This window comes from Massilia varians (genome assembly GCF_027923905.1).
GTDB lineage: Bacteria > Pseudomonadota > Gammaproteobacteria > Burkholderiales > Burkholderiaceae_D > Telluria > Telluria varians_B.
Genome location: NZ_AP026966.1, coordinates 2,388,939 through 2,414,881 on the forward strand (window position 1 = coordinate 2,388,939; position 25,943 = coordinate 2,414,881).

Consider the following 25,943-nt stretch of genomic DNA (forward strand, 5'->3'; position numbering starts at 1 on the left):
AAGCGGCGAGCGCCCATCGGGCCTCGCCGCTTTTTTCGCCGTATGACATGACCCGGGGATCCGGGCCGACACTATTCGTGATAGTGATCGTGCAGCTTTTCCGAGCCCCCACGGATCTCTTGCCAGATCTCGAAGGCGACCAGCCCGGCCAGGCCGCTGAGTATGCCAAACACCATAACACTGAACATATGCATTAACGCCTTTCAGCATCCCCTCCCTATGAAGAACACACTTCCAGCTTAGCAGAGGGCGCCGTATTTACAAGGGCGGGCCAGGGCCGCAAAATGACTATTTTTGCATCGCACCGGATCGCCTTTCCCGGAGGCGGGCCCGGGTGCACAAGCGCGTGACAGGGGAGCGCAAACTGCGTCAATATACGCCCGCCCGCCGAATTATTACATCTGTCATCAACTTGTCATATTCGGCCAGTAGACTTCGCAGCGTCAATGAACGGGCCAGCCCGTGCCTCTCTCGAAAGGATCCATCATGCGCATGAAGCATCTGTTTGTCTCCATCGCCATCGCCGCCACCAGCATCGCTGCCAGCGCCCAGGCCGCCAACATCACCGGCGCCGGCGCCACCTTCCCGTACCCGGTCTACGCGAAATGGGCCGAGCTGTACCAGAAGGCATCGGGCGTCGGCCTGAACTACCAGTCGGTCGGTTCGGGCGCGGGCATCAAGCAGATCAAGGCCAGGACGGTGAATTTCGGCGCCTCCGACATGCCGCTGCCAGCCGCCGAGCTGAACGCCGCCGGCCTGTTCCAGTTCCCGGCCATCATGGGCGGCGTGGTGCCGATCATTAACCTGCCGGGCGTGGCCCCGGGCCAGGTGCGCCTCTCGGGCGCGGTCCTGGCCGACATCTACCTGGGCAAGATCACCAAGTGGAACGCGCCGCAGATCGCCGCGTTGAACCCGGGCGTGAAGCTGCCCGCCGAGGACATCACCGTGGTGCGCCGCGCCGACAGTTCGGGCACCTCCTTCCTGTTCACCGACTACCTGGCGCAGGTCAGCCCGGAGTGGAAGTCGAAGATCGGCGCCGGCACCGCGGTGAAGTGGGCGGTCGGCGTGGGCGGCAAGGGCAACGAAGGCGTGGCCGCCAACGTCCAGCGCATCAAGGGCTCGATCGGCTACGTCGAATGGGCCTATGCCAAGAAGAACCGCATGCAGCACACCCAGCTGCAGAACAAGGACGGCGTGTTCCTGCAGCCGAGCGACGACGCCTTCAAGGCCGCAGCCGCCGGCGCCAACTGGGCCGGCACCCCGGGCTTCGCCGTGGTGCTGACCAACCAGGCGGGCAAGGCGAGCTGGCCGATCACCGGCGCCTCCTATATCCTGATGCACAAGGTCCAGCCGAACGCCGCAACCGCCAAGGAAGTGCTGAAGTTCTTCGACTGGGCCTACAAGAACGGCGGGCCGGCAGCGGCCGAGCTGGACTACGTGCCGATGCCGGACAGCGTGAGCAAGCTGGTGCAGGACGCCTGGCGCGCCAACCTGAAGGACGCTGCGGGCAAGGCGGTCTGGTAATTCACCCTCGGGGAGGGGCCGGCACGTTCCGGCCCTTCCGTCTGCCGTAAAGATTGCAAAAAAACCATGAGCGTACAAGCATCCCCCACGCTGCAGGACCTGGCCGATCCGGCCGCGGTCGACGCAGCCCACCAGTCCGAGGCACTGCGCAAGACCATGCGCAAGCAGCGCATGCAGGACTTCTTCTTCCACAAGATCACCCTGCTGTTCGCGGCCTCGGTCCTCCTGGTGCTGGTCGGGATCATCGTCTCGCTCGCCATCGGCGCGGCGCCGGCCTTCAAGGAATTCGGCCTTGGGTTCATCACGCGCGTGGAATGGGATCCGGTAGGCGACCAGTTCGGCGCCATGATCGCGATCTGGGGCACGCTCGCCACCTCGATCATCGCCCTGGCGGTGGCCTTCCCGATCAGCTTCGGCATCGCCCTGTTCCTGACCGAGATCTGCCCGGTGTGGCTGCGCCGCCCGATGGGCACCGCGGTCGAGCTGCTGGCCGGCGTGCCGTCGATCATCTACGGCATGTGGGGCCTGTTCGTGTTCGCGCCCCTGTTCGCCGACCACGTCCAGCCGCTGCTGAAAAACACCATCGGCCAGCTGCCGGTGATCGGCCAGCTGTTCCAGGGCCCGACCATGGGCATCGGCATCCTGACCGCCGGCCTGATCCTGGCGATCATGATCATTCCCTTCATCGCCTCGGTGATGCGCGACGTGTTCGAGATCGTCCCCACCGTCCTGAAAGAGTCGGCGTACGGCCTCGGCTGCACCAAGTGGGAAGTCGTGCGCAAGGTGGTGCTGCCTTACACCCGCAACGGCGTGGTGGGCGGCGTGATGCTGGGCCTGGGCCGCGCGCTGGGCGAGACCATGGCCGTGACTTTCGTGATCGGCAACGCCCACGACCTGTCCTGGTCGCTGTTCTCGGCCGGTAACTCGATTTCCTCGACCCTGGCCAACGAATTCGCCGAAGCCGCCACGCCGCTGCACTCGTCCTCGCTGTTCGCGCTGGCCCTGATCCTGTTCGCCATCACCTTCATCGTGCTGTCGGCAGCCAAACTGATGCTGGTCGGGATGTCCAGGAAAGAAGGAAGCAAATAATGACTAGCACTGCAAAGAATCCGGTCTACCGCAGGCGCCTGCTGGCGCACCGCGTCGGCATCGTCCTGTCGATCCTGGCCATGGGCATCGGCCTGGCCTTCCTGGCCTGGATCCTGGCCACCCTCCTGATCAACGGCCTCGGCGCGCTGTCGTGGAACATGTTCGCGGCCGATACCCCGGCCCCGGGCAGCGAAGGCGGCGGCCTGCGCAACGCCATCGTCGGCAGCCTGATGATGGTCGGCCTGTCGACCTTGGTCAGCACCCCGATCGGCATCCTGGCCGGCATCTACCTGGCCGAGTACGGCGAGAACAACCGCTTCGCCCAGGTGACCCGCTTCGTGACCGACATCATGCTGTCGGCCCCGTCGATCGTGATCGGCCTGTTCGTCTACGCGCTCTACGTCGCCAACGTGCAGCACTTCTCGGGCTACGCCGGCAGCATCGCGCTCTCGCTGATCGCGATTCCGGTGGTGGTGCGCACCACCGACAACATGCTGCGCCTGGTCCCCAACAGCCTGCTGGAAGCGGCCTACGCCCTGGGCGCGCCGCACTGGAAGGTGGCCATGACGGTGCGCCTGCGCGCCGTGAAGGCCGGTGTCGTCACCGGTGTGCTGCTGGCCGTGGCCCGCATCTCGGGCGAAACCGCGCCGCTGCTGTTCACCGCCCTGAACAACCAGTTCTACAGCAACGACATGAACGCGCCGATGGCCAACCTGCCGGTCGTGATCTTCCAGTTCGCGATGAGCCCCTACGACGACTGGCGCTCGCTGGCCTGGGGCGGCGCGCTCCTGGTGACCTTTACCGTGCTGCTGCTGAACATCCTATCGCGGACCCTGTTCAGCCAAAAGACTCCGCGCTAATTTACCCATAAAAAAGTGATGACCCAAGCTATGCAAAACCAGGTGCCGACCGCTGCCAAGAGCAAAACGATCGAAATCGAAGGCCTGAACTTCTTCTACGGTAAGACGCAGAGCCTGAAAAACGTCTCGCTCGACATCCACGACAAGCAGGTCACGGCCTTCATCGGCCCTTCGGGCTGCGGCAAGTCGACGCTGCTGCGCACCCTGAACCGCATGTACGACCTGTACCCGGGCCAGCGCGCCGAGGGTTCGATTCGATACCGCGGCCGCAACATCCTGGAGCCGGGCGTGGACGTGAACATGCTACGCGCCAAGGTCGGCATGGTGTTCCAGAAGCCGACCCCGTTCCCGATGTCGATCTACGACAACATCGCCTTCGGCGTGCGCCTCTACGAGAACCTCTCGAAAGGCGAGATGGACGAGCGGGTGGAATGGGCGCTGAAGAAGGCCGCCCTGTGGGAAGAAGCCAAGGATAAGCTGAACAAGAGCGGCCTGTCGCTGTCCGGCGGCCAGCAGCAGCGCCTGTGCATCGCGCGCGGCGTGGCGGTGAAACCGGACGTGCTGCTGCTCGACGAGCCGACTTCGGCGCTGGACCCGATCTCGACCGCCAAGATCGAAGAGCTGATCAGCGAGCTGAAGCAGGACTACACGATCACCATCGTGACCCACAACATGCAGCAGGCCGCGCGTTGCTCCGACTATACCGCCTATATGTATCTTGGCGAACTCATCGAATTCGGCGAGACTGACCAGATCTTCATGAATCCGGCGCGCAAGGAAACCCAGGACTACATCACCGGCCGGTTCGGCTGATCGTTAGAATACCAATACCAATTCGGAGAGTTTTATGACGGGCGAGCATTCATCCAAACAGTATGACCAGGAGCTGGAAGCGATCCGCTCCAAGGTCCTCTTGATGGGCGGCATGGTGGAAACCGCGTTCGACGAGGCGATGGAAGCCTTCCGCGCCGGCGACGCGGCGCGCGCCGAGCGCGTGATCGCCGACGACCACGCCGTCAACCAGCTCGAAGTGCAGCTCGACGACGCCTGCAGCCACCTGATCGTGCGCCGCCAGCCGACCGCGAACGACCTGCGCACCGTGATGGCGACCATCAAGGTCATCACCGACCTGGAACGCGTCGGCGACGAGGCCACCAAGATCGCGCGCAGCACCAAGAGCCTGCACGAACGCGGCGGCGGGTCCTTCGCCCACTACGATACCGTGCGCACCATCGCGCGCGCCGCCTCGGACATGCTGCACGGCGCCCTGGATGCCTTCGCGCGCCTGGACGGCAAGCAGGCGCTCGAACTGATCGCGGCCGACGAAACCATCAACCACGAATTCCGCACCATCATGCGCAACGTGATCACCTTCATGATGGAAGATCCGCGCACGATCTCGTCGGCGCTGGACACGCTGTGGGTGGCCAAGGCCATCGAGCGCATCGGCGACCACGCCAAGAACATCGCCGAATACGTCATCTACATCGTCGAAGGCCGCGACATCCGCCACAGCAAGCCGGCAACGGAACAGGCGGGCTTCTAGGCATGGCGGACAACACGAGCGTGCTGGTGGTCGAGGACGAGCCGGCGATCGTCGAGCTGGTCAAGTATTCGCTGCGCGAAGCGGGCTGGGACATCCGCAGCGCCGACACCGTCGGCGGCGCCTGGGACAGCATCACGCGCGGCAAGCCCGACCTGGTGCTGCTGGACTGGATGCTGCCCGACCAGAGCGGCCTGCGCCTGCTGTCGCGCCTGCGCGGCGACCGCGACTTCCAGGAAATCCCGGTCATCATGCTGACCGCCAAGAGCATGGAAGAGGACAAGCTCGCCGGCCTGAACACAGGTGCGGACGACTACGTCACCAAGCCGTTCTCGCCGCGCGAGCTGCTGGCCAGGAGCCGCGCGCTGCTGCGCCGCAAGAGCCCGCACCTGGCCGAGGCGCCGCTGCGCGCCGGCACCGTGGTGCTGGACCCGAACAGCTGCACCGTAACGGTCGAGAACCAGCAGATCGACATCGGCAACGCCGAATACAAGCTGCTCAAGTTCCTGCTGGCCCACCGCGAGCGCGTGTTCTCGCGCGCCCAGCTGCTCGACAAGGTATGGGGCGACCACGCCGTGATCGAGGAGCGTACCGTGGACGTGCACGTGCTGCGGCTGCGCAAGGCGCTCAAAGGCGCCGATGGCCTGATCCGCACGGTGCGCAGCGTCGGCTACATGCTGTCCGAGAAGTAAAGGGCGGCGATGCGCTCGATGAACCCGAAGCTGCTGTTCTGGGTGCCGGCGTTGCTGCGCCTGAGCCTGATGTTCGCCGCGGCCGGCATCGTCTGGTGGATGGCGGGCCTGGTCGAGGCCCTGGTCTTCGCCCTGGCGGCGCTGGTGATCGCGCTGTTCGTCCAGCTGCGCTACCTGCACGAACTGGGCGAATGGCTGAACCATCCGCACTCGAGCCGCCTGCCGGATGGCTGGGGCGCCTGGACCGACGTGTTCGCGCGCCTGTACCGCCTGCGGCGCGAGGACGAGCGCCACCAGACCGAAATGGCCGAATGGCTGGCGCGCTTTCGCCAGGCCATGCAGCTGCTGCCGGAAGGCGTGGCCATCATGGATGACGTGCTGTTCCTGGAATGGTGCAACGAGGCGGCCGAGCGCCACCTGGGCCTGACCATGGCGCGCGACAAGGGCTTGCGCGTGACCAACCTGGTGCGTCATCCCGAGTTCATCGACTACGTGATCCTGGGCCGCTACGAGCAGCCGCTGACGCTGTCCTTCCGCGGCCGCAAGCTCGAGTGCCGCATCATTCCTTTCGAAAACCGGCGCCAGATCCTGGTGACCCACGACGCCACCGACACCGAACGGATCGAGGCGATGCGCCGCGACTTCATCGCCAACGCCTCGCACGAGCTGCGCACGCCGCTCACCGTGATCGTCGGCTTCCTCGAGATCGCGATGTCCGACCCAGGCCTGGACGTGGCCACCCGCACCGCGCACCTGGCCTTGATGACCGAGCAGGCGCACCGCATGCAGCGCCTGATCGGCGACATGCTGACCCTGTCGCGCCTGGAGTCGGACGAGTTCCCGTTCAGGCGCGAGCGGGTCGACATGCGGGCGCTGGTCGACTCGGTGGCGGCCGAGGCGCGCGCGCTGTCGGGCGGCCGCCACCAGGTCGAGGTCGCGTTCGACGGGCCGGACGTGATGGGCAGCCTGGAAGAGCTGCGCAGCGCCTTTGCCAACCTGGCCTCGAATGCGGTGCGCTATTCGCCGGACGGCGGCACCATCCGGCTGGCCTGGGGCCGCGGACCGGACGACCTGCGCTTCACGGTGACCGACAGCGGCATCGGGATCGAGCCGATCCACCTGTCGCGGCTGACCGAGCGCTTCTACCGGGTCGACAAAAGCCGCTCGCGCGAGACCCAGGGAACCGGACTCGGGCTGGCGATCGTCAAGCACGTGCTGCTGCGGCATGGCGGGCGTTTGCAGATCAGCTCGGTGCCGGGGCAGGGGAGCAGCTTCACCGCGATCTTGCCGAATACCTCCTTGCCAGGCTGAGCCGGTACTCTCGACATCTGGCCGGAACCGGCCGGCGGGTCCCCGGTCCAAGACCTATCCGCTGTGTTGTCGTACCATCGCCGCGGCGGCCTGTGCGCCAGCACCAACCGGCAATGCTGAATCGGAGGAATCATGGATCTCTCTGGAACCCAGGTATCGGCGGCGCGGCCGCTCCCGGTCCGCGCGTGCTGCTTCGGCTTGCTGCTCCTGGTGCCGGAAAGAGCCGTGCTGGCGCAAGATGGCGAGTCACTCGACAAGGCGGCGCAAAACCCCATTGCCGACATGATCAGCCTGCCGTTCCAGAACAACACCACCTGAACGCCGGCCCCAAAGGCCAGACGCAGAACGTGTTGAACATCCAGCCGGTGTATCCGATCGATCTCAACCCGCAATGGAACCTGGTCACCCGCACCATCATTCCGGTGGTCTCGCAACCGGACTTCGGCCTTCCCGCTGCCCAGCGCGAGAATGGCTTGGGCGACATCCAGTTCACCGCCTTCTTTTCGCCCAAGCAGGCCACGCCCTCCGGCTGGACCTGGGGCGTGGGACCGGTGCTGCAAACGCCGAGCGCGACCGACCGCACCCTCGGACAGGGAAAATGGGCCCTCGGCCCCGGCCTGGTGGCGGTGCGCAGCCGGAAGGGCAACCCCTGGCTGTACGGCGTCTACGTCAATAACATTTTGTCGTTCGGCGGCCAGAGCGGCCGGCGCTCCGTGAATCAAACGTATCTCCAGCCACTGGTCTATTACAACTTTCCCCAGTATCCCGGGCGTTATCTCGTCTATACCCCCAACATCACGGCCGATTGGAAAGCCGACGGCGAACAATGGACGCTGCCCAGCGGCCTGGGCATTGGCCAGCGCTTCAAGATCGGCGACCAGAACATGAACGTGCAAGCCCACGCGTATTGCAACGTCGTCCGGCCGGACAACGCGGGCAACTGGACGATTCGCGTGCAGCTGCAACTGCTGTTTCCCCGCTAGACCGCGGCGGCGGCCGACGTCCCGATCGTCGCCCTGTCGGCACGCGTGGCGGTTTGCGCGTTGGCCCGGGCGCGCGCCGCCGGGAATGGTCGATGTACCCAGCGGCCGGGACCTGGCGGACTCGGGTTACAATCGTGCCTCGTTCTTTTCGGCACCTGATATGTTCTCTCGTCGTAGTTCCCTGATCGCCTGCGCCGCGCTCCTGCTTTCCGCCTGCGGCAGTACGCCAACCCAGCCTCCCGCCACCCCCGTCGCCCAGCAGGCGACGCCACCCGCGCCACCGCGCAAGGTGAGAATCGGCCTGGCCCTCGGCGGCGGCGCCGCCCGCGGCTTCGCCCACATCGGCGTGATCAAGGCGCTGGAAGCCCAGGGCATCGTGCCCGAGATCGTGGTCGGCACCAGCGCCGGCTCGGTGGTCGGCTCCCTGTACGCTTCCGGCCTGAACGGCTTCGCCCTGCAAAAGACCGCGCTCGCCATGGACGAGGCCACGATCTCCGACTGGGCGCTGCCGCTGTTCGGCAAGTCGACCGGGGTGCTCAAGGGCGAGGCCCTGCAGAGCTACGTCAACAAGGCCGTGGGCAACGTGCCGATGGAGCGCCTGAAGCTGCGCTTCGGCGCGGTCGCCACCGACCTCAAGACCGGCCAGCCGATCCTTTTCAACAAGGGCAATACCGGCATGGCCGTGCGGGCGTCCTCGGCGGTGCCGAGCGTGTTCCAGCCGGTGAAGATCGGCGACAAGAGCTACGTCGACGGCGGCCTGGTGGCGCCGGTGCCGGTCAAGTTCACCAAGGACATGGGCGCCGAGTTCATCATCGCGGTGAACATCTCCAGCGCCACCGAAGGCGCCGCCACGGCCAGCTCGCTCGACGTGCTGATGCAGACCTTCAGCATCATGGGCCAGCGCCTGAACCATTTCGAACTGAAGGAGGCCGACATCGTCATCACGCCGAACCTCGGCAACATGGGCAGCGCCGACTTCAGCAACCGCAACCTGGCGATCCTGGCCGGCGAGCAGGCGGCAGCAGCCGTCATGCCCCAGATCAAGGCCAAGCTCAAGGCCAGACAACAGCCTCAATAAACGGGACCCATCATGCAAACCAAGCCTTACCTTACCCTCGAGGACGTTAAGAAGATCGCTGCCGGCGCCGAAGCCGAGGCGCTGCGCAACAACTGGGCGGTGTCCTTCGCCATCGTCGACGACGGCGGCCACCTGCTGTGGTACCAGCGCCTCGACGGCGCCGCGGCCGCCTCGGCCTACATCGCCCCGGCCAAGGCCCGGACCGCCGCCCTCGGCCGGCGCGAATCGAAGATCTATGAAGACGTGATCAACAACGGCCGCGTTTCCTTCCTGTCGGCGCCGGAACTCGAAGGCATGCTGGAAGGTGGGGTGCCGGTGGTCGTCGACGGCCACGTGATCGGCGCGGTCGGGGTGTCGGGCGTGAAGTCGAACGAGGATGCGCAGATCGCCAAGGCTGGCATTGCGGCGCTGGTCGGCGCATAACAGTCGGGCTCGTAACCTTGCTGTCATGCAAAGGCACCTGTGGATTAATGCCGGTCACTTAAGAGTCAGTGCTCATCCGTAGGGTGGGCGGGTCTCCCGCCCACGCGTTCAAATCAAAGTACTGCAGCCTGTTCGACTGTTCATATCACAACTATCACCGCGTGGGCGGGGAACCCGCCCACCCTACAATGATCGCTAACTGACTGGCATTAACCTGTGGGTGCCTTTTCTTTTATTTCATGAAAGCAGCAAAATAGTCGATTGCGCGCCGCTTTCGCTCACGTTTGGGCAAAATCAGCACCACTTTTGTAGAATTGCCGCATTGCCGAATAGGTCCATTCCGCGCTATAATTCGGAAGTTTAACCATTCACACATTTGCCGTAGCGCCTACCCACCATCCCTCATTCAACTAGATGTCCAGCTACCGGCAAGCAGTCTCCGCCCGGGTTTGTTGGATGCCAGTCTGACGTGGCGAAGCTACGGTAACTTTATTGGGAGTTACCCTTGCCGCCATTTTTTTCTGGCCCAGCCGTCCCGGCCATCCTGGCCCTCGCTGACGGAACGATTTTCAAAGGATATTCCATTGGTGCCACCGGTCATACGACCGGCGAAGTGGTGTTCAACACCGCGATGACTGGCTATCAGGAAATTCTTACCGACCCCAGCTATTCGCGTCAGATCGTCACCCTGACGTACCCGCACATCGGCAACTACGGCGTCAATCCGGCCGACGTCGAGGCCTCCAAGGTCCACGCCGCCGGTCTGATCATTCGTGACCTGCCGTTGCTGGCATCGAATTTCCGTTCCACCCAGTCGCTGTCGGACTACCTGAAGCAAGAAAACGTGGTCGCCATCGCCGGCATCGACACCCGCAAGCTGACCCGCATCCTGCGCGAGAAGGGCGCCCAGGCCGGCGCCATCCTGACCGGCATCCAGGGCAAGGAGCCGCTGGAAACGCAGGCGCTGGAACTGGCGCGTTCCTTCCCGGGCCTGGCAGGCATGGACCTGGCCAAGGTGGTCTCGGTGAAAGAGCCCTACGTGTTCACCGAAACCGAGTGGAAGCTCGGCGAAGGCTTCGGCAAGCAGGACAATCCGCAATACCACGTGGTCGCCTTCGACTACGGCGTCAAGCGCAACATCCTGCGCATGCTGGCCGAGCGCGGCTGCAAGATCACCGTGCTGCCGGCGCAAGCCACCGCCGCCGACGCGCTGGCGCTCAATCCTGACGGTATCTTCCTGGCCAACGGCCCGGGCGACCCCGAGCCTTGCGACTATGCGATCAAGGCCAGCAGCGAGCTGATCGAGAAGGGCATCCCGACCTTCGGCATCTGCCTCGGCCACCAGATCATGGCGCTGGCTTCCGGCGCCAAGACCATGAAGATGAAGTTCGGCCACCATGGCGCCAACCACCCGGTGCAGGACCTCGATTCGAAGAAGGTCTTGATCACCTCGCAGAACCACGGCTTCGCGGTCGATCCGGAAACGCTCCCGGCCAACTGCCGCGTCACCCACGTGTCGCTGTTCGACGGTTCGCTGCAGGGCTTCGAGCGCACCGACAAGCCAGCCTTCTGCTTCCAGGGCCACCCGGAAGCCTCGCCCGGCCCGACCGACGTCGCCTACCTGTTTGACCGCTTCATCAACATGATGCAAGCCGCGGAGAAGAAATAAATGCCAAAACGTAGTGATATCAAAAGCATCCTGATTATCGGCGCGGGCCCGATCGTCATCGGCCAGGCGGTCGAATTCGACTACTCGGGCGCCCAGGCCTGCAAGGCCCTGCGCGAAGAAGGTTACAAGGTCATCCTGGTCAACTCGAACCCGGCGACCATCATGACCGACCCGGAAACGGCGGACGTCACCTACATCGAGCCGATCACCTGGAAGGTCGTCGAGCGCATCATCGCCAAGGAGCGTCCGGACGCGATCCTGCCGACCATGGGCGGCCAGACCGCGCTGAACTGCGCGCTCGACCTGCACCACAACGGCGTGCTGGAGAAGTACAAGGTCGAGCTGATCGGCGCGACCCCGGAAGCGATCGACAAGGCCGAGGACCGTTCCAAGTTCAAGGACGCGATGACCAAGATCGGCCTCGGTTCGGCGCGCTCGGGCGTGGCGCACTCGATGGAAGAGTCGTGGGCGGTGCAGCGCGAGCTGGGCTTCCCGACCATCATCCGTCCGTCCTTCACCATGGGCGGCAGCGGCGGCGGCATCGCCTACAACGAAGAGGAATTCGAAGCGATCTGCAAGCGCGGCCTGGAAGCCTCGCCGACCAGCGAACTGCTGATCGAAGAATCGCTGCTCGGCTGGAAAGAGTACGAGATGGAAGTCGTCCGCGACAAGAAGGACAACTGCATTATCATCTGCTCGATCGAAAACCTGGATCCGATGGGCGTGCACACCGGCGACTCGATCACCGTCGCACCGGCGCAGACGCTGACCGACAAGGAATACCAGATCATGCGCAACGCGTCGATCGACGTGCTGCGCGAGATCGGCGTCGACACCGGCGGCTCGAACGTGCAGTTCGCGATCAACCCGAAGGACGGCCGCATGATCGTCATCGAGATGAACCCGCGCGTGTCGCGTTCCTCGGCGCTGGCCTCGAAAGCCACCGGCTTCCCGATCGCCAAGGTCGCCGCCAAGCTGGCGGTCGGCTTCACGCTCGATGAGCTGCGCAACGAGATCACCGGCGGCGCCACCCCGGCCTCGTTCGAGCCCTCGATCGACTACGTGGTCACCAAGATCCCGCGCTTCACCTTCGAGAAATTCCCGACCGCGGACAAGCACCTGACCACCCAGATGAAGTCGGTGGGCGAGGTGATGGCGATGGGCCGCACCTTCCAGGAATCCTTCCAGAAGGCCCTGCGCGGCCTGGAAGTGGGCGTGGACGGCCTGAACGAGAAGACCCGCGACCGCGAGAAGATCGAAGAGGAACTCGGCGAGCCGGGCCCGGAGCGCATCTGGTACGTGGGTGACGCATTCGCCCAGGGCTTCACCCTGGAAGAAGTGCACAACCTGACCAAGATCGACCCGTGGTTCCTGGTGCAGATCAAGGAGATCGTCGACATCGAACTGTGGCTGGATCACCAGAAGCTCGAGAGCCTGGACAAGCCGCTGCTGTACAAGCTCAAGCAGAAGGGCTTCTCGGACCGCCGCCTGGCCTTCCTGATGCAGACCACGCCGCAAGCCGTGCGTGCGCGCCGCCACGAACTGGGCATTCGTCCGGTGTACAAGCGCGTCGACACCTGCGCCGCCGAGTTCGCGACCAACACCGCCTACATGTACTCGACCTACGACGAGGAGTGCGAGTCCAACCCGACCGACAAGAAGAAGATCATGGTGCTGGGCGGTGGCCCGAACCGTATCGGCCAGGGCATCGAGTTCGATTACTGCTGCGTCCACGCGGCGCTCGCCATGCGCGAGGACGGCTACGAGACCATCATGGTCAACTGCAACCCCGAGACCGTGTCGACCGACTACGATACCTCGGATCGCCTGTACTTCGAGTCCTTGACGCTGGAAGACGTGCTGGAAATCGTCGACCTGGAAAAGCCGGAAGGCGTGATCGTCCAGTACGGCGGCCAGACCCCGCTGAAACTCGCGCTGGATTTGGAGGCCAATGGCGTGCCGATCATCGGCACCTCGCCGGACATGATCGACGCGGCCGAAGACCGCGAGCGCTTCCAGCAACTGCTGCAAAAGCTCGGCCTGCGCCAGCCGCCGAACCGTACCGCCCGCACTGAGGCCGACGCCCTGGCACTGGCCGACGAGATCGGCTACCCGCTGGTGGTGCGCCCGTCCTACGTGCTGGGCGGCCGCGCGATGGAGATCGTCCACGAGCAGCGCGACCTCGAGCGCTACATGCGCGAAGCGGTCAAGGTCTCGCACGATTCGCCGGTGCTGCTGGACCGCTTCCTGAACGACGCCATCGAAGTCGACGTCGACTGCATCTCGGACGGCGAAGCCACCTTCATCGGCGGCGTGATGGAACACATCGAACAGGCGGGCGTGCACTCGGGCGACTCGGCCTGCTCGCTGCCGCCGTACTCGCTGTCGCCGGAAACGATCGCCGAGCTGAAGCACCAGACGTCGCTGATGGCCAAGGCCCTGAACGTGGTCGGCCTGATGAACGTGCAGTTCGCGATCCAGCAGTCGGAAGAGGGTGGCAAGACCGTCGATACCGTGTTCGTGCTGGAAGTGAACCCGCGCGCATCGCGTACCGTGCCCTTCGTCTCGAAGGCGACCGGCCTGCAGCTGGCGAAGATCGCGGCGCGCTGCATGGTGGGCCAGACCCTGGCCAGCCAAGGCATCACCAAGGAGGTGACCCCGCCGTTCTACAGCGTCAAGGAAGTCGTGTTCCCGTTCGTGAAGTTCCCGGGCGTCGACACCATCCTGGGACCGGAGATGAAGTCGACCGGCGAAGTGATGGGCGTGGGCGAGACCTTCGGCGAAGCCTTCGTGAAGTCGCAGCTGGCGGCCGGCATCAACCTGCCGACCAAGGGCACGGTGTTCCTGTCGGTGAAGGGCGCGGACAAGCCGCGCGCCGTCTCGGTGGCGCGCGAGCTGGTGGCGCTGGGCTTCTCGCTGGTGGCCACCAAGGGCACGGCCGCCGTCATCGAAGCGGCCGGCATCCCGGTGCGCCAGGTGAACAAGGTACTGGAAGGCCGTCCGCACGTGGTCGACATGATCAAGAACCGCGAGATCGTCATGGTGGTGAACACCGTGGAAGAAAAGCGTTCGGCGATCACCGACTCGCGCACCATCCGCACCTCGGCCCTGCAGTCGCGCGTGGTCACCTACACGACCATCGCCGGCGCGGAAGCCGCGATCGAGGGCATGCGCCATCTGGACGAGCTGCGCGTCTACGATTTACAAGGTCTTCATAAAACCTTAAACTAAGCAGCACGTAGTACCAAATAACCACAGAGCTCGCGCGGCCTGCGCCGCGCGCCTCTGTGGTTTTCACTTGGTGCGTCCAATCACGAACAGATAGAGCGACATGAACACTACCGTACCACTGACCAAATACGGCGCCGAACTCCTGAAGGAAGAGCTGCACCAGCTCAAGACCAAGGAGCGCCGTAACGTGATCGACGCGATCGCCGAGGCGCGCTCGCACGGCGACCTGTCCGAAAATGCCGAATACGATGCAGCGAAAGAGCGCCAGGCCTTCGTCGAGGGCCGCATCGCGGAACTCGAAGGCAAGCTGAGCACCGCGCAGATCATCGACCCGGCCACGCTGGACGCGGAAGGCCGCGTCGTGTTCGCCTCGACCGTGGACCTGGAAGACCTGGAAAACGGCCAGAAGGTGAGCTACCAGATCGTCGGTATCGACGAAGCCGACATCAAACTGAACAAGGTGTCGGTGACCTCGCCGATCGCCCGCGCCCTGATCGGCAAGTATGCCGGCGACGTGGTGGAAGTGCAGGCCCCGTCGGGTCCGCGCGAATACGAAATCCTCGAAGTCCGCTACGTTTGATGGCCCAAGCCCGGACGGCCGTCCCACCGCGTTCCGCTTCTCGCATCGCCGCTGCCCGGCTCCTGGTGGCGGTGCTGTGGGCGGGCACGCTGTGGACGCTCGGGTATATCGCGGCGCCGGCGGTGTTCGCGGCGGTGCCGAGTACCGTGGCTGGCGATGTGGTCGCCGTCCTGCTGCACCGCCTGGGCTGGGTCTCGCTCGGCTGTGCGCTCGCGATGCTGGCGCTGCTGCGCTGGTCGCGCGACCTCGACGCCGGACGGCGCCGTTTCTTGAATTTGCTGGTGCTGGCCATGCTGGCCTGCGCCCTGGTGATGTGGATCGGCCTGCAGCCGGGCATGGCGCAGCTGCGTGAACTGGCCGGCCCGGGCGGGGTGAGGGCGTCGCCGTACTGGACGCATTTCGCCGTGATGCATGGGGTGTCGCAGCTGTTCCACGTCATCGAGAGCGTGCTGGCGGCGGTGCTGGTGCTCAAGAGCCGCTGACCCGTCCACGAGCGCTGGACGAAAAAAAACCGGGTCGCCCCGGTTTTGTCTGGTGCACGCCGATTACTTGTTCAGTGCATTTTTCTTGGTGGAAGCCTGACGCGGTTTGGCGCGCTTGATGTTGCCGCCCGCGGTGACGCGCTCGTTTCCTTTCAGCATGACCTTGGTGACGCTCGGCTTCTTGGTGCCGCTGGCGCTGGCCTTGACGATGGTCACCTCGCGCATGCCCTTGCCGGCCTTGCTGCTGCGTTCCTTGACGGCTTCCTTCTTCGGACGGTAGAGCACCAGGAGCTTGCCGATGTGCTGGACCGGCGCCGCGTCGAGTTCGGCGCAAATCTGTTCATACATGGCGATGCGGGCTTCGCGGTCGTCGCCGAATACACGCACCTTGATCAGGCCGTGCGCGTCCAGGCTGGAAGCGATTTCCTTCATGACCGATTCGGTCAGGCCGGATTCGCCGATCATGACGACTGGGTTGAGTCCGTGGGCTTCGGCGCGCAGTGCGCTGCGCTCGGCCGGGGTGAGTTTAAGCATAATAATTTTTGGAAGTACCTTTAAAAGCAGTATTCTACGCGAATGGCCAAGAACAAATTAAACAAAAACTGGTTGCACGACCATATTAACGACCCCTACGTCAAATTGGCCCAGAAGGAGGGCTACCGCGCCCGCGCCGCCTACAAGCTCAAGGAAATCGACGAAAGCGAAAAGCTGATCAAGCCGGGCCAGGTCATCGTCGACCTCGGCTGTACTCCGGGCAGCTGGGCCCAGTACACCCGGCGCAAGCTGGCCGGCGCGGACGGCGGCGGTATCCGCGGCACCATTATCGGGCTCGACATGCTGCCGATGGAGCCCATCGCCGATGTTCAGTATATCCAGGGCGATTTTCGCGAAGAGGAAGTGCTGGGCCAGCTCGATGCGCTGCTGGAGGGGCGCAAGGCCGACCTGGTATTGTCCGACATGGCCCCGAACCTGTCCGGCATTCCGACCGCCGATGCGGCGCGGATGGAACACCTAATCGATCTGGCAATTGAGTTTTCGCAAATGCACATGAAACCGGGTGGCGCATTGCTGGTGAAGTGCTTTAAAGATATGGGATTTACCCAGATACTGGAAAAGTTTCGTGCCGAATTCAAGACCGTCAAGCAGGTCAAACCCAAGGCCAGCCGGGACAAATCCTCGGAAATTTTCCTCCTTGGGCGCGGTCTGAAGAATCCGGCGGGCTAAAAAGCGCCGCGGATGCGCGTTTTGCCCTTGATATTCGGCGCGGCAACCGCACATCACCCGCGTGAGGCTGGTTGCGCGTCGCTGTGCATGGCAGTCTGGCATGAAAAAATGGCATTTCAGCACTATTACCGTACGTTGCGTGGCAGCGTCGGCTTATTGCGGTTAAAATCGTCATACTGAAATCGGTAGAGATGCAATCCGCATCGGAGGAGTTTTCGTGAATAATATGTTTTCCAAATCCGCCATCTGGGTGGTCGTTGCGCTGCTGTTGTTCATGCTGTTCAAGCAGTTCGACAACCACAGCGTCGCCGGCGGCAGCAAGACCATCGCTTATTCCGAGCTTCTCGATGAGGTGAAGGCGCGTCGCATCAAGGACGTCGTGATCGAGGGCTCCAACATCACCGCGACCAGGAGCGACGATACCAAGGTCCGCGCCACCGCGACCATCCTCGACCGCGGCCTGATCGGCGACCTGCGCGAGAACGGCGTGCGCTTCGACGTCAAGCCGCCGGAGGAACCTTCGTTCCTGCAGCAGGTGTTCATCTCATGGTTCCCGATGCTCCTGCTCATCGGCGTGTGGGTGTTCTTCATGCGCCAGATGCAGGGCGGCGGCAAGGGCGGCGCGTTCTCCTTCGGCAAGTCGAAGGCGCGCATGCTCGATGAAACCAACAATACCGTCACCTTCGCCGACGTCGCCGGTTGCGACGAAGCGAAAGAAGAAGTGTCGGAAATCGTCGACTTCCTGAAAGACCCAACCAAGTTCCAGAAGCTGGGCGGCCGCATTCCGCGCGGCGTGCTGATGGTCGGTCCGCCGGGTACCGGTAAAACCCTGCTGGCCCGCGCCATCGCCGGCGAGGCCAAGGTGCCGTTCTTCTCGATCTCCGGTTCCGACTTCGTCGAAATGTTCGTCGGCGTGGGCGCATCCCGTGTGCGCGACATGTTCGAGAACGCCAAGAAGCATTCGCCCTGCATCATCTTCATCGACGAGATCGACGCCGTCGGCCGCCACCGTGGCGCCGGCATGGGCGGCGGCAACGACGAGCGCGAGCAGACCCTGAACCAGCTGCTAGTCGAGATGGACGGCTTCGAAGCCTCCTCGGGCGTCATCGTGATCGCCGCGACCAACCGCGCCGACGTGCTCGATAAAGCGCTGCTGCGTCCGGGCCGTTTCGACCGCCAGGTGATGGTGGGCCTGCCGGACATCCGCGGCCGCGAACAGATCCTGAACGTGCACATGCGCAAAGTGCCGATCGGTACCGACGTCAAGGCCGACATCCTGGCGCGCGGCACCCCGGGCTTCTCGGGCGCCGACCTGGCCAACCTGGTCAACGAGGCCGCGCTGTTCGCGGCGCGCCGTTCCAAGCGCCTGGTCGAGATGATCGACTTCGAAGACGCCAAGGACAAGATCTACATGGGTCCGGAGCGCAAGTCGATGGTCATGCGCGAGGAAGAGCGCCGCAACACGGCCTACCACGAGTCGGGCCACGCGGTGGTCGCCAAGCTACTGCCGAAGGCCGACCCGGTGCACAAGGTCACCATCATGCCGCGCGGCTATGCGCTCGGCCTGACCTGGCAGCTGCCTGAGCACGACAATCTGTCTGGCTACAAAGACAAGATGCTGGAAGAAATCTCGATCCTGTTCGGCGGCCGTATCGCCGAAGAGATCTTCGTCGGCCAGATGTCCACCGGCGCCTCGAACGACTTCGCCCGCGCCACCAAGCTGGCCCGTTCGATGGTGACCCGCTTCGGCATGTCCGAGAGCATGGGCGTGATGGTCTACGAAGACAGCGAGAACGAAGGCTTCTTCGGCGGCGCCACCAAGACCATCTCGGAAGCGACGCAGCAGAAGGTCGACGCCGAGATCCGCAACATCCTCGACACGCAGTACGCCCTGGCGCGCCGCCTGCTCGAGGAAAACCGCGACAAGGTCGAGATGATGACCAAGGCGCTGCTCGACTGGGAAACCATCGACGCCGAGCAGATCAACGACATCATGGCCGGCCGTGAGCCGCGCCAGCCGAAGACCGGCCTGCTGACCAAGCGTAACCCGCCGGGCGACAGCGGCGGCGGCGTAGCGCCGAACGCTACCGCGCCGGCCTGATTTGATCGCCTAGTTTTGCCCCAGCAAAAGGCATCCCCGGATGCCTTTTGCGCGTTAACGCCTTTCCATACTCTCCATGTCCAAGAATCTGCAATGCGGCCAGTACAGCTTCGCGCTGGACGGCCCGGATGGCGCCCATCCGGTCGTGATGGGCATCCTTAACGTCACCCCCGATTCCTTCTCCGATGGCGGCCGCTACCAGGGCCTCGAGTTTGCCCTGTCGCATGCCGAGGAAATGATCCGCGACGGCGCCACCATGATCGATATCGGCGGCGAATCGACCCGTCCGGGCTCGCCCAGCGTGCCGGTGGCCGAAGAGCTGGCGCGCGTGCTGCCGGCCCTGTATGCGCTGCGCAGCCTCGACTGCGCGCTGTCGGTCGATACCTGCAAGCCGGAAGTCATGCGTGAGGCGATCATCGCCGGCGCCGACATGATCAACGACATCAACGGCTTTCGCGCGCCAGGCGCCATCGAGGCGGTGCTCGACAGCGACTGCGGGCTGTGCGTGATGCATATGCAAGCCACGCCGCAGACCATGCAGCAAGCGCCGGCATACCATGACGTCGTGGGCGAGGTCATCGACTTCCTCAGCGAGCGCGTGGCCACTCTGGAGCGCGCCGGCATCGCCCGCGAACGCATCTGCCTCGATCCGGGCTTCGGATTCGGCAAGACAGTCGAGCACAACTACGCGCTGCTGCGCCAGCTGGGCCGTATCCGGGACGAGCTCGGCCTGCCCGTGCTGGCCGGGCTGTCGCGCAAGTCCATGGTGGGCGCGCTCACCGGACGGCCGGTGGAAGAGCGCATGGCAGGCAGTATCGGCGGAGCATTGGCTGCGGTAGCGCATGGCGCTAAAATCGTGCGTGTGCATGATGTAGCCGAGACCGTTGATGCCTTAAAGGTATGGCTCGCTGGAACTCAAAATTAACACGCTAAGGTTAAAACCTGGAAAGAGTAAAAGAATGGCACGGAAATATTTCGGTACGGATGGTGTTCGCGGCCTCGTGGGGGTCGCGCCGATTACCCCCGAATTCGTCATGCGCCTCGGCTACGCTGCCGGGACGGTACTGGCCAAGGGCGCGAAATCGAGCAGCGGCCGTCCGGTCGTCCTGATCGGCAAGGACACCCGTATTTCCGGCTACCTGCTGGAAGCGGCGCTGGAGGCGGGTTTCTCGGCGGCCGGCGTGGACGTGATGCTGGCCGGCCCCATGCCGACCCCGGCCATCGCCTACCTGACCCGCGCGCTGCGCCTGCAGGCCGGCGTCGTGATCTCGGCGTCGCACAATCCTTTCCAGGACAACGGCATCAAGTTCTTCTCGGAGCACGGCACCAAGCTGCCGGACGCGGTGGAACTGGACATCGAAGAAGCGATCGATCAGCCGATGGGCTGCGTGCCCTCGGACAAGCTGGGCCGCGCCACCCGGCTGCGCGACGCCCAGGGCCGCTACATCGAATTCTGCAAGGGCACCTTCCCGAACGAGCTGGACCTGCGCGGCCTGAAGATCGTGGTCGACAGCGCCCACGGCGCGGCCTACAACATCGCCCCGCACGTGTTCCATGAACTCGGCGCCGAGGTCGTGTCGATCGGCGCCACGCCCGATGGCTTCAACATCAATGCCGGCGTCGGCGCGACCGCGCCGAAAGCGCTGTCCGAAGCCGTGGTGGCCAACAAGGCCGATCTCGGCATCGCGCTGGACGGCGACGCCGACCGCCTGATCATGGTCGACGCCACCGGCCGCGTCTACAACGGCGACGAGCTGCTCTACCTGATGGTGCGCGACCGCATGGCGACCGGTCCGGTGGCGGGCGCCGTTGGCACCCTGATGACCAATATGGCGCTGGAAGTGGCGTTCAAGGAGATGGGCGTCGGCTTCGCGCGCGCCAAGGTCGGCGACCGCTACGTGCTGGAAGTGATGCAGGAGCGCGGCTGGCTGTTCGGCGGCGAGAGTTCGGGCCACCTGCTGGCGCTGGACAAGCACACCACCGGCGACGGCATCGTGTCGGCGCTGCAGGTGCTGTCGGCGCTCAAGCGCAGCGGCAAGTCGCTGGCCGAATGCTGCAGCGAACTGCAGCTCTATCCCCAGACCCTGATCAACAAGAAGGTGACGCCGGGCTTCGACTGGACCCAGAACGGCGCCGTGGTGGCCGAGAAGGAAGCGGTCGAACGCGAGCTGGGCGAGTCGGGCCGCGTCTTGATCCGTGCCTCGGGCACCGAACCCCTGATCCGCGTCATGGTCGAGGCCAAGGAAGCCGCTGTCGCCGAAAACATGGCGCGCCGTATCGCCGACAAGCTGGCCGCCTGATTTTACGCGCCGCACGGGGCAGCGCAATTTGACGCGCCCTCGTTGCGGGAGTATCATCAGTCCCACATCGGAGTGTAGCGCAGCCCGGTAGCGCACCTGGTTTGGGACCAGGGGGTCCAAGGTTCGAATCCTTGTACTCCGACCAAGGCTTCCTCCGCGGGCTGTCGTTCGACAGCCCGTTTCATTTCCGGCCGCCTTGCGCGTGCCGTCTGAACTGCCCATAGCTCAGTTGGATAGAGCATCAGCCTTCTAAGCTGAGGGTCGCTGGTTCGAACCCAGCTGGGCAGGCCATCCGTCACGACTATTTTTTTTCGGACCGCATGCTTTTTCTGAATGTCCCCTATGTGTCAAGACCCGGCTGGTTATACACGCGCTTCCTGAACAATTCAGGGCGTTTTTCATGCCATTCCTTGAGCGCCTGAACGGGTGTTTTGTGTTGGAGCGCGCGTTGCGGAATGCTGTGGTTGTAGATCTTGACGTAATTGCGCAGCGTCGATTCCAGTTCGGCAGCTGAACCAAAACGGGTCTGGTTGACGATGTCGCTGATACGACCGTTGAAGCGCTCCACCATGCCGTTGGTCTGCGGATGACGAGGCGGGATGAGCCGGTGTTCGATGCCGAGCTGCTTGCACAGGCGGTCGAACACGTGTGTGCCGCTGGGTTCCTTCTTCTTGCCGCCAGCCGTGAAGCGGTCGGTGAACTGGCTGCCGTTGTCGGTCAGAAGCTTGACGATCTTGACGGGACAGGCTTGCTGGACTTTGTTGAGGAAGTCGCCACTGCTGCCATCGGTCTGGTCGGCATAGAGCTCGATGAAGACCCAGCGCGTAGCACGGTCGATGGCAACGAAGAGATAGCGCCTTGCCGTCTCGTCGGGCATCTGCGGCAGGTACTTGATGTCGATGTGCACAAAGCCCGGCTCGTAGTCCTTGAAGGTCTTTTTCGTGGCGGGCGCAGTGCCTTCCTGCTCGACCAGGTTACGTAGATCCGAGACACCGTGGCGGCGCAGGCAACGTCCCAGGCCGGCACGCGAGACGGCTGGATTGATGAACTCGCGCGTGACCGCCAGCAGGTCGTCCGTGGGCAGCAGCAACGTCTTGCGCAGCTCCACCACGATGAGCTCCTGCTCGGGCGTGAGCGTCGTGTACATCTTGTTCGGCGCATGCGACTTGTCTTCAGGAGACTCGCGGTTTTGCCACTTTCGGATGGTTTGGCGGGTGACGTTGTACATCCTGGCCAGTTCGGCCTGCGGGAGCGTCGAGTTCCTGATTTCCTCACGGATCAGGTGGGTAGTACGGGCTTGGCTGTGCAGTGCCTGGGTCATCGAGTTGCCAGTGAAGAGTCGGATTGGAACAGTGTACGCAAAACGTGTCTGGCCTTGAAGAGCGGCCAGCTACGCATGGGTACATGATCCCACGAGTCCAGACACCTATGCCGAGAAGGATGAAGCGAAAGCGCTCGGCGCCCGCTGGAATCCCACCAAACGCCGCTGGTACGTGCCCGACGGCGTCGACCAGGCCGCCTTCGCCAAATGGGCCGGGCAGGGCGCCGACAGTCCTGCCGGCGGCGCGCCCGCAAGCGGCGGGCGGGTCGACAGTTACCAGGGCAAGACGGTCACCGGCACCAACTATGTCGCGCTCGAACACGACTGCAATCCCTTCGAGGCCTGCCCGCAGTGCTCTGCGGCCTTGCTCGGCACCGAATGGCAGAAGGCGCGCCAGCACCTGGCAGGCCTGGTCGCCAAGCTGTAACGCAGAGCACGATCGTCCAGGCAAGCGAACGCCGTCCGCAGCGCTGCCGTGTTAACGTTCCGGCAGCACGCCGCCCCGGGGTGCACGCTTCCGGAGACCGACCATGCCGTTCGCTCGACTGTTCCAGCCCTGTATCCGTGTTTGCCTGCGCCTGTCGATTCTGCTGGCCGCCTTGTGCGCCATGGTCCCGGCCGCCCACGCCGACGCGACCGCCACCCCGGCCCAGGGCGAGACCTTCCGGCTGCAGCTGGCGGCGGACGGGGCCGCGACGCCGGACGCGGATACCGGCACCGTGCAGTTCATCGGCACGGCCACGGTCATCATCCGCTTCCAAGGCTTCACGATCCTCACCGATCCGAATTTCCTGCACAAGGGCGACCACGTCCACCTCGGCTATGGCCTGACCTCCGAACGCAAGACCAATCCGGCCATCCGCTTCGAAGAATTGCCGCCGATCGACCTGGTCGTGCTGTCGCATTTTCATGAGGATCACTTCGACCGGCTGGTGCAGGAAAAGCTCAACCGCGGCACGCCCATCGTCACCACCAAGGAAGGCGGCGAGCGGCTCAAGCGCCTCGGATTCACGCGTATCTTCGGCCTGAGCAGCTGGGACCGGCTCGAAGTCGGCAAGGGCGCCGCGCGCCTGCGCGTAACGGCCACGCCCGGACGCCATGGCCCGGCGGGCGTGGCCGTGCTGCTGCCCAAGGTGATGGGCTCGGTGCTCGATTTCGGCGCCGATCCTGCCGTGCCCGACTACCGCATGTACATCAGCGGCGACACCCTGGTCTACGACGATATCCGCGCCATCCCGCAGCGTTTCCCGAACATCGACCTGGCCCTGCTGCACCTGGGCGGTACCCGCATCCTGGGCGTGGTGAAGGTGACGATGGACGGCAAGGACGGCGTGCGCATGATGCAGGTGGTGCGCCCGAAAAAGACCGTGCCCATCCACTACAACGACTACGACGTGTTCAACTCGCCGCTCGAGGACTTCGCGCGCGAGGTCAAGGCCGCCGGCCTGGAGAAAGACGTCATCTACCTCGCGCACGGCGAAACCTACAGCTTCAGCCGGGTGCAGCGCTAGCAGGACGGGCCGCTCGGGCCCGACCTGCTTCAATCGTGCGCGCTCGCCTTGCTGCTGAGTAAACGCTATGATGCCAGCCTGACAATAATCGCTTCCCAGGCACGGCATGCACCGAGCGCAAGACTCCAGCCCGAACGATCCCCTTGCGCAGCGCGACCGGCGCCTCGTCACCGGCATCGCGGTCTCGGCGCTGTTGCATGGCCTGCTGTTGTCGCTCCAGTTCGGCATCCCCGGCTTCGATGCGGGCCCGGGCGGGCCGATCCAGGTCACGCTGGCGCCCCCGCCGGCCCCGCCGGCCCCGCCGGCCCCGCTAGCCCCGCCGCTGCCTGTGCCGGAAACGCCTCCCGCGCCGCTCCCGCAAGCGGGTGTCACGCCGCCGCCTGCGGTCCCCGCCGTGGCGCCGCCGCCGGCCAGCGGGCTGCGGCTGCTCGACCCGCGTCCCCAGCCGGCCCCGCCCGTGCAGCCGGTGCAGGCGGCCCGGGCGGCGAAGCCAAGGCCCAGGCCGAAACCGGCCCGCCGACCGCCCAGCCTGCGCACCCCGCCGGCAGCGCCCCTGATCGCGTCGACGCGCGACGACGCCAGCTTCGCGGTGGCAGCGCCGCCCTTGCTGGAAATCGCCCCGGACCTGCAAGCAGGCAGGCTGGACGGCGAGCCCGACGCCAAGCCGGAACCGGATGAGACCGCGGTCGCGGCGCGCGTGGAGGAAGAGGCCAGGCAGGAGGCCGAGCGTGCCCGACTCGCCGCCACCGAGGAGCAGCAGCGCCTGGACGCCGAGGCGGACCGCCTGCTGCGCGAAGAGCGGGAACGGCTTGCCGCGCAGCGCGCGGAACAGGAGCGGCTCGCAGCCGAGCAGGAACGCGCGCTGCAGGCCCGGCGCGAGGCCGCGCAGGCGGAGGAGCAACGCCGGGCCGCGCAACAATTGGCCGAGCAACGAATGGCCGAGCAACAACTGGCCGAGCAACAACTGGCCGAACAGCAGCTGGCCGAACAGCAGTTGGCGCAGCAACGCCAGGCCGAGCAGCGCGCCGCCGCACAGCGGCAGGCAGAGCAACTGGCAGCCGAGCAGCGGCAAGCGGAGCAGCTTGCCGCCGAGCGTGCGCGGACCGCCCGCCAGCAGCTCGAGGAGCGCTTGCGTGCCGAAGCCGAGCAGCAGCGCCTGGCACAGCTGCGCGAGCGCGACGAGGCGCTTGCCCGCCAGGCCGAGCAGCAGCGCGCGGCAGAACGGCTGGCCGCCGAGCGTCTCGCGGCGCAAGAACTTGCGCGCCGCCAGCTCGAGGCCGCCGAGCGCCTGCGCGCCGAGGAAATGGCGCAGCGCCAGGCCACCGAGGACGCGGCGCGGCGGCTGGCCGAAGAGCGCGCCCGGTCCGATCGGCTGGCGCGCGAGCGTGCCGACGAGGAGGGACGCCGCATGGCGGCCGAACGCCAGCAGGGGGCGCCCGGGCCGGCCGGCGGCACTCCCGGTCCCGGCGCTCCGGGAAGCGGGCGAGGGGATGGGGCGCTGCCCGCGGGCAGTGTCCCGGGCAGCGCCATGGCCACCCGCGCACGCGAACTGCTGCGCGGCCTGAACATGCCGAACGTGGCGCCGCCGCCGGCAAGGCCAGAGGACGCACCCGGTGCGCGCCGGGTGCTGGCCGATGGCGCCGAGCGCGACGTGCCGCTGCGCCTGTACGTCGACAGCGTACGCCAGAAGCTGGAACGTACCGCGGTCCTCGGCGGCGCCCGGTTCTCGGCACGCGAGGTACGCATCGATCCCCTGGTCAGCCTGACGCTGCGCAGCGACGGCAGCGTCGACGACGTGACCATCGTGCGCTCGAGCGGCCGCGCCGACATGGATGACGCGGTACGCCGCTTCGTCCAGCTCAATGCGCGCTACGCCGCCTTCCCGCCGAATGTCGCGGCGCGCTTCGACATCATCGAAATCCGCCGCGTGTGGCGTTTTGCCGACGGGCTGAAGTTATTGGAGGAAATTCGCTGAGCGATTGCGCAGCCGCTGTTTGATCAGCTACAAAGCCAAGCCTGAT

At 64.9% G+C, this 25,943-nt stretch carries 23 protein-coding genes, 2 tRNA genes and 1 pseudogene; 24 read left to right on the forward strand and 2 right to left on the reverse strand.

Annotation, left to right across the window (positions count from 1 at the left end; all coding sequences use genetic code 11):
• Positions 1 to 486 precede the first annotated feature (486 nt).
• From pstS to MasN3_RS10935, 15 genes are all read left to right on the forward strand, one after another.
• Positions 487 to 1,524: a phosphate ABC transporter substrate-binding protein PstS gene (gene pstS, locus MasN3_RS10865; RefSeq protein WP_281914069.1), complete on the forward strand. Its 1,038-nt coding sequence runs from the start codon at positions 487 to 489 to the stop codon at positions 1,522 to 1,524.
• Positions 1,525 to 1,680: 156 nt separating this feature from the next.
• Positions 1,681 to 2,613, forward strand: coding sequence for a phosphate ABC transporter permease subunit PstC (gene pstC / locus MasN3_RS10870; protein ID WP_281914479.1), 933 nt, complete (start codon positions 1,681 to 1,683; stop codon positions 2,611 to 2,613).
• Positions 2,613 to 3,473 (forward strand): phosphate ABC transporter permease PstA, encoded by an 861-nt coding sequence (gene pstA, locus MasN3_RS10875; protein WP_281914070.1) that lies wholly within the window; start codon positions 2,613 to 2,615, stop codon positions 3,471 to 3,473. The genes pstC and pstA overlap by 1 nt, the downstream gene beginning before the upstream one ends.
• Positions 3,474 to 3,491: 18 nt before the next feature.
• Positions 3,492 to 4,286 (forward strand): phosphate ABC transporter ATP-binding protein PstB, encoded by a 795-nt coding sequence (gene pstB, locus MasN3_RS10880; protein ID WP_281914071.1) that lies wholly within the window; start codon positions 3,492 to 3,494, stop codon positions 4,284 to 4,286.
• A 34-nt stretch (positions 4,287 to 4,320) separates the two neighbouring features.
• The gene (gene phoU, locus MasN3_RS10885; protein WP_281914072.1) at positions 4,321 to 5,019 is read left to right on the forward strand and encodes a phosphate signaling complex protein PhoU; all 699 of its coding nucleotides are present in this window, start codon (positions 4,321 to 4,323) and stop codon (positions 5,017 to 5,019) included.
• 2 nt (positions 5,020 to 5,021) lie between these two features.
• Positions 5,022 to 5,708, forward strand: coding sequence for a response regulator (locus tag MasN3_RS10890; protein ID WP_281914073.1), 687 nt, complete (start codon positions 5,022 to 5,024; stop codon positions 5,706 to 5,708).
• Positions 5,709 to 5,726: 18 nt separating this feature from the next.
• Positions 5,727 to 7,019, forward strand: a complete 1,293-nt coding sequence (gene phoR, locus MasN3_RS10895; protein WP_281914481.1) for a phosphate regulon sensor histidine kinase PhoR — start codon at positions 5,727 to 5,729, stop codon at positions 7,017 to 7,019.
• A 132-nt stretch (positions 7,020 to 7,151) separates the two neighbouring features.
• Complete coding sequence (locus tag MasN3_RS10900; RefSeq protein ID WP_281914074.1) at positions 7,152 to 7,337, forward strand: hypothetical protein; 186 nt, start codon at positions 7,152 to 7,154, stop codon at positions 7,335 to 7,337.
• A 32-nt stretch (positions 7,338 to 7,369) separates the two neighbouring features.
• Positions 7,370 to 8,002 carry a hypothetical protein gene (locus MasN3_RS10905; protein WP_281914075.1) on the forward strand — a complete coding sequence of 211 codons (633 nt, stop codon included), beginning with the start codon at positions 7,370 to 7,372 and terminating at the stop codon, positions 8,000 to 8,002.
• 160 nt (positions 8,003 to 8,162) lie between these two features.
• The gene (locus tag MasN3_RS10910) at positions 8,163 to 9,080 is read left to right on the forward strand and encodes a patatin-like phospholipase family protein (RefSeq protein WP_281914076.1); all 918 of its coding nucleotides are present in this window, start codon (positions 8,163 to 8,165) and stop codon (positions 9,078 to 9,080) included.
• A gap of 12 nt (positions 9,081 to 9,092) precedes the next feature.
• Positions 9,093 to 9,503 carry a GlcG/HbpS family heme-binding protein gene (locus MasN3_RS10915; protein WP_281914077.1) on the forward strand — a complete coding sequence of 137 codons (411 nt, stop codon included), beginning with the start codon at positions 9,093 to 9,095 and terminating at the stop codon, positions 9,501 to 9,503.
• Positions 9,504 to 10,008: 505 nt separating this feature from the next.
• Positions 10,009 to 11,172: a glutamine-hydrolyzing carbamoyl-phosphate synthase small subunit gene (gene carA / locus MasN3_RS10920; protein WP_281914079.1), complete on the forward strand. Its 1,164-nt coding sequence runs from the start codon at positions 10,009 to 10,011 to the stop codon at positions 11,170 to 11,172.
• Positions 11,173 to 14,403, forward strand: coding sequence for a carbamoyl-phosphate synthase large subunit (gene carB, locus MasN3_RS10925; protein ID WP_281914080.1), 3,231 nt, complete (start codon positions 11,173 to 11,175; stop codon positions 14,401 to 14,403).
• A gap of 100 nt (positions 14,404 to 14,503) precedes the next feature.
• A complete protein-coding gene (gene greA, locus MasN3_RS10930) occupies positions 14,504 to 14,983 on the forward strand; it encodes a transcription elongation factor GreA (protein WP_281914082.1) in 480 nt (159 codons plus the stop codon).
• The gene (locus tag MasN3_RS10935; protein ID WP_281914083.1) at positions 14,983 to 15,465 is read left to right on the forward strand and encodes a DUF4149 domain-containing protein; all 483 of its coding nucleotides are present in this window, start codon (positions 14,983 to 14,985) and stop codon (positions 15,463 to 15,465) included. The genes greA and MasN3_RS10935 overlap by 1 nt, the downstream gene beginning before the upstream one ends.
• A gap of 63 nt (positions 15,466 to 15,528) precedes the next feature.
• Here MasN3_RS10935 and yhbY read toward each other — a convergent pair whose 3' ends face one another.
• Entirely contained in the window at positions 15,529 to 15,999 is a 471-nt protein-coding gene (gene yhbY, locus MasN3_RS10940) for a ribosome assembly RNA-binding protein YhbY (protein WP_258827947.1), read from the reverse strand.
• Positions 16,000 to 16,041: 42 nt separating this feature from the next.
• Here yhbY and MasN3_RS10945 point away from each other — a divergent pair, with 42 nt between their 5' ends.
• From MasN3_RS10945 to MasN3_RS10970, 6 genes are all read left to right on the forward strand, one after another.
• A complete protein-coding gene (locus MasN3_RS10945; RefSeq protein ID WP_281914085.1) occupies positions 16,042 to 16,689 on the forward strand; it encodes an RlmE family RNA methyltransferase in 648 nt (215 codons plus the stop codon).
• A gap of 217 nt (positions 16,690 to 16,906) precedes the next feature.
• Entirely contained in the window at positions 16,907 to 18,790 is a 1,884-nt protein-coding gene (gene ftsH, locus MasN3_RS10950) for an ATP-dependent zinc metalloprotease FtsH (RefSeq protein ID WP_281914086.1), read from the forward strand.
• 76 nt (positions 18,791 to 18,866) lie between these two features.
• A complete protein-coding gene (folP, locus tag MasN3_RS10955) occupies positions 18,867 to 19,715 on the forward strand; it encodes a dihydropteroate synthase (protein ID WP_281914087.1) in 849 nt (282 codons plus the stop codon).
• Positions 19,716 to 19,749: 34 nt separating this feature from the next.
• Positions 19,750 to 21,090 (forward strand): phosphoglucosamine mutase, encoded by a 1,341-nt coding sequence (glmM, locus tag MasN3_RS10960; protein WP_281914088.1) that lies wholly within the window; start codon positions 19,750 to 19,752, stop codon positions 21,088 to 21,090.
• Positions 21,091 to 21,158: 68 nt separating this feature from the next.
• Positions 21,159 to 21,235 (forward strand) — tRNA-Pro (locus tag MasN3_RS10965).
• 69 nt (positions 21,236 to 21,304) lie between these two features.
• Positions 21,305 to 21,381: transfer RNA gene (locus MasN3_RS10970), tRNA-Arg, on the forward strand.
• 49 nt (positions 21,382 to 21,430) lie between these two features.
• Here MasN3_RS10970 and MasN3_RS10975 read toward each other — a convergent pair.
• Complete coding sequence (locus MasN3_RS10975; protein ID WP_223723632.1) at positions 21,431 to 22,411, reverse strand: IS481-like element ISKpn27 family transposase; 981 nt, start codon at positions 22,409 to 22,411, stop codon at positions 21,431 to 21,433.
• A gap of 118 nt (positions 22,412 to 22,529) precedes the next feature.
• Here MasN3_RS10975 and MasN3_RS10980 point away from each other — a divergent pair.
• From MasN3_RS10980 to MasN3_RS10990, 3 genes and pseudogenes are all read left to right on the forward strand, one after another.
• Positions 22,530 to 22,838 (forward strand): annotated as a pseudogene (locus MasN3_RS10980) (DUF5710 domain-containing protein); the annotation flags it as partial.
• 103 nt (positions 22,839 to 22,941) lie between these two features.
• Complete coding sequence (locus MasN3_RS10985; RefSeq protein WP_281914090.1) at positions 22,942 to 23,922, forward strand: MBL fold metallo-hydrolase; 981 nt, start codon at positions 22,942 to 22,944, stop codon at positions 23,920 to 23,922.
• A 106-nt stretch (positions 23,923 to 24,028) separates the two neighbouring features.
• Positions 24,029 to 25,897 carry a TonB family protein gene (locus MasN3_RS10990; protein WP_281914091.1) on the forward strand — a complete coding sequence of 623 codons (1,869 nt, stop codon included), beginning with the start codon at positions 24,029 to 24,031 and terminating at the stop codon, positions 25,895 to 25,897.
• Positions 25,898 to 25,943: the final 46 nt, after the last annotated feature.

Bases quoted from the DNA above. Each gene is read 5' to 3' on its own strand.
- pstS (WP_281914069.1), top strand. From the start codon at position 487: ATGCGCATGAAGCATCTGTTTGTCTCCATCGCCATCGCCGCCACCAGC.
- pstC (WP_281914479.1), top strand. From the start codon at position 1,681: ATGCGCAAGCAGCGCATGCAGGACTTCTTCTTCCACAAGATCACCCTG.
- pstA (WP_281914070.1), top strand. From the start codon at position 2,613: ATGACTAGCACTGCAAAGAATCCGGTCTACCGCAGGCGCCTGCTGGCG.
- pstB (WP_281914071.1), top strand. From the start codon at position 3,492: ATGACCCAAGCTATGCAAAACCAGGTGCCGACCGCTGCCAAGAGCAAA.
- phoU (WP_281914072.1), top strand. From the start codon at position 4,321: ATGACGGGCGAGCATTCATCCAAACAGTATGACCAGGAGCTGGAAGCG.
- MasN3_RS10890 (WP_281914073.1), top strand. From the start codon at position 5,022: ATGGCGGACAACACGAGCGTGCTGGTGGTCGAGGACGAGCCGGCGATC.
- phoR (WP_281914481.1), top strand. From the start codon at position 5,727: ATGAACCCGAAGCTGCTGTTCTGGGTGCCGGCGTTGCTGCGCCTGAGC.
- MasN3_RS10900 (WP_281914074.1), top strand. From the start codon at position 7,152: ATGGATCTCTCTGGAACCCAGGTATCGGCGGCGCGGCCGCTCCCGGTC.
- MasN3_RS10910 (WP_281914076.1), top strand. From the start codon at position 8,163: ATGTTCTCTCGTCGTAGTTCCCTGATCGCCTGCGCCGCGCTCCTGCTT.
- MasN3_RS10915 (WP_281914077.1), top strand. From the start codon at position 9,093: ATGCAAACCAAGCCTTACCTTACCCTCGAGGACGTTAAGAAGATCGCT.
- carB (WP_281914080.1), top strand. From the start codon at position 11,173: ATGCCAAAACGTAGTGATATCAAAAGCATCCTGATTATCGGCGCGGGC.
- greA (WP_281914082.1), top strand. From the start codon at position 14,504: ATGAACACTACCGTACCACTGACCAAATACGGCGCCGAACTCCTGAAG.
- MasN3_RS10935 (WP_281914083.1), top strand. From the start codon at position 14,983: ATGGCCCAAGCCCGGACGGCCGTCCCACCGCGTTCCGCTTCTCGCATC.
- yhbY (WP_258827947.1), bottom strand. From the start codon at position 15,999: ATGCTTAAACTCACCCCGGCCGAGCGCAGCGCACTGCGCGCCGAAGCC.
- MasN3_RS10945 (WP_281914085.1), top strand. From the start codon at position 16,042: ATGGCCAAGAACAAATTAAACAAAAACTGGTTGCACGACCATATTAAC.
- folP (WP_281914087.1), top strand. From the start codon at position 18,867: ATGTCCAAGAATCTGCAATGCGGCCAGTACAGCTTCGCGCTGGACGGC.
- glmM (WP_281914088.1), top strand. From the start codon at position 19,750: ATGGCACGGAAATATTTCGGTACGGATGGTGTTCGCGGCCTCGTGGGG.
- MasN3_RS10975 (WP_223723632.1), bottom strand. From the start codon at position 22,411: ATGACCCAGGCACTGCACAGCCAAGCCCGTACTACCCACCTGATCCGT.
- MasN3_RS10985 (WP_281914090.1), top strand. From the start codon at position 22,942: ATGCCGTTCGCTCGACTGTTCCAGCCCTGTATCCGTGTTTGCCTGCGC.
- MasN3_RS10990 (WP_281914091.1), top strand. From the start codon at position 24,029: ATGCACCGAGCGCAAGACTCCAGCCCGAACGATCCCCTTGCGCAGCGC.